Source organism: Polaromonas sp. P1_E1_2, from assembly GCF_056406035.1.
In genome coordinates this window covers 1-4,271 of the sequence record NZ_JBFUAZ010000375.1, presented here as the reverse complement: position 1 = coordinate 4,271, position 4,271 = coordinate 1, and the positions used below count along the sequence as shown (strand labels likewise).

At 62.7% G+C, this 4,271-nt stretch carries 6 protein-coding genes and 1 pseudogene; 1 reads left to right on the top strand and 6 read right to left on the bottom strand.

From position 1 onward, the window contains the following. The 6 genes and pseudogenes from AC1D1P_RS15985 to AC1D1P_RS15960 all read right to left on the bottom strand — a co-directional run. A pseudogene (locus AC1D1P_RS15985) lies at nt 1-166 on the bottom strand (AraC family transcriptional regulator); the annotation flags it as partial. A gap of 104 nt (nt 167-270) precedes the next feature. Then, nucleotides 271-600, bottom strand: coding sequence for a DHCW motif cupin fold protein (locus tag AC1D1P_RS15980; RefSeq protein ID WP_477673652.1), 330 nt, complete (start codon nt 598-600; stop codon nt 271-273). Between the two features lie 5 nt (nt 601-605). Beyond that, a complete protein-coding gene (locus tag AC1D1P_RS15975) occupies nt 606-1,067 on the bottom strand; it encodes a RidA family protein (protein ID WP_477668687.1) in 462 nt (153 codons plus the stop codon). Nucleotides 1,068-1,136: 69 nt separating this feature from the next. Further along, entirely contained in the window at nt 1,137-1,469 is a 333-nt protein-coding gene (locus AC1D1P_RS15970; protein WP_477668686.1) for an antibiotic biosynthesis monooxygenase family protein, read from the bottom strand. Beyond that, nucleotides 1,469-2,425 (bottom strand): DMT family transporter, encoded by a 957-nt coding sequence (locus AC1D1P_RS15965; RefSeq protein ID WP_477673651.1) that lies wholly within the window; start codon nt 2,423-2,425, stop codon nt 1,469-1,471. The genes AC1D1P_RS15970 and AC1D1P_RS15965 overlap by 1 nt, the downstream gene beginning before the upstream one ends. Beyond that, on the bottom strand, nt 2,422-3,033 hold the full coding sequence (locus tag AC1D1P_RS15960; protein WP_477668684.1) for a LysE family translocator: 612 nt from the start codon (nt 3,031-3,033) through the stop codon (nt 2,422-2,424). The genes AC1D1P_RS15965 and AC1D1P_RS15960 overlap by 4 nt, the downstream gene beginning before the upstream one ends. Before the next feature lie 121 nt (nt 3,034-3,154). Between AC1D1P_RS15960 and AC1D1P_RS15955 the strand changes: the two genes are divergently transcribed. Beyond that, a partial coding sequence (locus AC1D1P_RS15955; RefSeq protein ID WP_477673650.1) for an aminotransferase-like domain-containing protein occupies nt 3,155-4,271 on the top strand: 1,117 nt, incomplete at its 3' end.

Genomic DNA, 4,271 nt, shown 5'->3' with positions numbered 1-4,271 from the left:
GCGCATCAATGGTGAGGCCGTTCATCGACGTCACGCGCTCGGTGGGGCTGGYAATGCTGACTTTCCAGTCGGCATCACCCCGCAGCGAAATGCGGCTCAGCATTCCATAGGCGATCAAGGAATCCAGTTCGTTGAAGCCGTCGAAGGTAAGGATGGCGATATGCATGAAAGCTGTCCTGATGCGGGTTGAAAGCGCTACTTCACTGAAAGAAAAAAAGACGTTGCTGTGAATCGATCTACCGGTACCGAGGTGAGACGGTTGGTGCGGAGTCAGTCCACGATAAACAGTTTGGCCCCCGAAGGCGAGGTCGACCGGTGGGCTTCGGCGCCGTCTGCCACCTGGTAGCTCATGCCCGGTAACAGCACGTGCACACTGCCGTTGTCCAGCTCCGTATGCAGCTCGCCTTCCAGGCAAAGCAGGATGTGGCCTTTGCTGCACCAGTGATCGGAAACATAGCCGGGCGTGTACTCCACCATGCGCACGCGCACATCGCCAAAAATGCGGGTACGCCAGAAGGCCTTGCCTGCCAGGGCGGAATGTTCGGTGCGTTCCACGTTGGACCAGTCGGTGGTGCCGAAGGGAATTTCGTTCATTTTCATGCTGCTTACTCCGTGACCGACACGATGGCTTCGATTTCCACCGCAAAGCCCCGCGGCAGTGAGCCCACGCCGACTGCCGAGCGCGCATGGCGGCCCGCGTCGCCGAATACCTGCACCAGCAGGTCAGAGCAGCCGTTGATGACTTCGGTATGGCCCGTGAAATCGGGCGCCGCATTGACCATGCCCAGCAGCTTGACCACGCGCCGCACGCGCGAAAGTTCGCCCAGGGCGGCCTTCATGGTGGCAATCAGGTTCAGTCCGACGTCGTGGGCATGTTTGCGGGCTTCCTCCGCGCTGATCTCGCGCCCGACCTTGGGCACCACAGCCAGGTCTTGCCGCAGCGGCGAGCCCTTGCCCGACAGGTACAGCATGGAACCGTCGAGCACCCAGGCATCGAAGTTGCCGCGAGGGGTCACGACGGGCGGCAGGATCAGGCCGAGTTGCTGCAGGCGTTGTTCGGGGGTCATCGATGGCTCCTTGTTGTAGGGGATATCCTGGAAAGCAGTGCAAAAGCGGCGGGCGGCCTCAAGCCCGCTTCATGCCCGCTTTCGCTGGTTGGGCGTGATGTGTGTAATGGTGCCGTCGCCGTAAGAGCGCAACACCTGTGAGATGACGATGTGAAAACCTTTGTACCACTGCGTGTACTGGCGTTTGGCTTCCAGGTGCTTGGGGTGTGCTGAAAATACGCGCAGCGATTCCTCGGTTTCCCAGAAGTAAGTGGCATTGGTCAGCACGCCATCCGGCGAACGCCAGGACTCCGCGCCCAGGTAGCCCGGCGTGGCAAGGGCGGCTTCTTCGATCAGCGCGTCCAGCGTGTGGAACCGTTCGTCGTAGGTGCCGGGTTCAAAAATAAAGGCGGCTGAGTACATCACAACTTTCTGGTGTTGAGCAAAGAGCCCGGTTCGGCGGCCCGCATGCGGGCGCCTGACTGCACCGGCATTTTTTTGCCGATGAAAACGGTGGCAATCACGGCCAGCCCGAAGCCGACGGTGACCGCGTCCAGGTGCTCGCCAAGCAGCGGCACAGAAAACAGCATGGACAAGAACGGTTGCACCAACTGCACCTGGCTGACACGGACCGTGCCGCCCAGCGCCAGGCCGCGGTACCAGGCAAAAAATCCCAACCAGGCCGAGAACACCGCCACGTAGGCAAAGCCGGCCCAGGCGCTGACCTTGAGTGGTGCTGTGGGCCAGCTGAGAAGAGACAGCGGCAAAGTCAAGGGCAGCGAGAGCACCAAGGCCCAGCAGATCACGTGCTCGGCGCGCATGTGCTGGGACAGCCGCGCGCCGTAGCCGTAACCGACTGCCGCGCACAAACAGGCGGCCAGCAACAATAGGTCAGCAAAATGGATGGACAGCCCACCCTCACTGTTTGAACGCAGCATGGCAAACAAAACCACCAGCGCGCTGCCCAGCGCTGCGCACAGCCAGAAGCCGGCCGACGGACGCTGGCGGTGCAGCAGCGCGCCCACTGCCGCGGTGGCCAGGGGCAGCACGCCGAGGATGACGCTTGCATGCACGGCTTCCACGTAACGCATGGCAATCGAGGTGAAGAGCGGAAAACCAAACACCACGCCGCCCGCGGTGATGGTCAGCGGCAACCAGTCCTTTCGCTGCGGCAGTGGCGCGCGGGTGGCCAGCAAAAACGCCGCCGACAACACGGCCGCCACCGTGGCCCGCCCGAGCGCGATGAAAACGCCGGACATCTGCGGTGCATCGGGCGTGCCCACGGCCAGGCGTGTCATGGGCAGCGTGACGGCAAAAATCACGATGCCCAGCAAGCCGAGCCATAGCCCTTTGTTTGTGTCGGCAGATGTGGACGTCATATAAAAAGCATCCAGATGGCGGTGGCCACGAGTACCAGCGCCATGGCGCGGTTGAACCACTGGAGCCGTCGTCCGCTGCCGGACGGGCCGGTCAGCCACTCGCGCAGCAATGACCCGGCGAGCGCGTAAGTGAGGTTGCTGACAAACGCGTAGGCCAGCATCACCGGCAATACGATGGCCAGCCGCGCGCCCGGGGCCTCGCGGCCGGCAATCCAGCCGCTCACGATGGCCAGCGCCAGCATCCACGCCTTGATGTTGACAAACTGTAGTGCGGCGCCTTGCCAGAAAGTGATGTTCAGGCGCGCCGCGTCCGCCTCGCTCAATTGGCGCGACTGCGAAATCTTCCAGGCCAGCCACAGCAGGTACGCCACGCCGATGATCTTCACGGCCCAGCTCAGCAAGGGCACAGCCAGCACCAGGGCGCCCAGCCCCAGGGCACACACCAGCAGCAGTACGCCCCAGCCGACCGGCACCGCGCAGACAAAAGGCAGTGCGCGTTTCAACCCATGGTTGGCTCCCAGTGCGGTTGATAGCGTCGTGTTGGGTCCCGGCGAAAAGCTCATCGCCGTTGCCAGCACCAGTAAGGCCGTAAATTCTTGCCAGTTCATGTTTTCAACTTTATAGTTGAAAGCAATACACCACCAGTACAGTTGTTGGTACAAATTTCCAAACTGTATTGGTCAAATTGTCAGCACACATGCCGCCTGCAGGGCGTGCCAAGGCCACACCATGTTGATGAAAACCGCTTCACAGTCCCTCACCGAACAGCTGTCGGCGCGCTTTGCCGAACGCATCCGTAGCCGGCTGTTGGCCCCTGGTGCGCGCCTGCCTTCTGTGCGGCTGTGCGCCGAGCAGCAAGGTGTAAGTGCCTCCACCGTGGTGGCGGCTTATGACCAGTTGCTGGCGCAAGGCCTGGTGGTGGCGCGCAAGAACCGCGGTTTTTTTGTCCGTGATACTTCGCTTAATGCGGCGCTGGCGCAGGCTCCTAAAGCGCCGGCAGCTATAAAAAATATAGCAGACGCAAAAACGGGTACGGCCGCGGGCCACGCCCCCCCGGGCGCCTGGAGCACTGCGACCTGGATGGCCACGCGCCAGGCGCCGGTGGATGCGACGGCGCTGATCCGCGGGATGTTCCACAAGGTCAGCAACAAGCCGCAACCCGGCATGGGCGTGTTTCCACCAGACTGGCTCGAAACCACCTTCATGCCGGCCGCCGTCCGCAAAGTCACCAGCGTCAGCGCGTTGCGGGACTTTTCGCTCCAGTACGGTGAACCCATGGGCGACAGCGGCCTGCGCCGCGCGCTTTCGCAGAAGCTCAGTGCACTCAATGTGCACGCCGCGCCCGAGCAGATCATCACCACCGTTGGCGCCACCCATGCGCTCGACATCGTCAGCCGGACGCTGCTGCGTGCCGGGGACTGTGTGATGGTGGAGGAGCCCGGCTGGGCGGTGGAGTTCGCCCGACTGGACGCTTTAGGCATGCGCATCCTGCCGGTACCGCGCCGCGCCGACGGCCCGGACCTGGCGGTGATGGCCCAATACTGCGAAATCCACCAGCCCAAGCTGTTTGTCAGTGTCAGCGTATTCCACAACCCGACGGGCTACTGCCTCACGCCCGGCAGCGCCCACCGCGTGCTGCAGTTGGCGATGCAACACAACTTCCACATTGTTGAAGACGACACCTACAGCCACCTGGCGCCTGAGCATGCCACGCGGCTATGCGCCCTCGATGGGCTGCAGCGCACGATTTATGTCAGCGGCTTCGCCAAGATCCTGGCACCCGGCTGGCGCGTCGGCTTCATGGCCGCACCCCCCGACCTCATCGAGCGCCTGCTGGACACCAAAC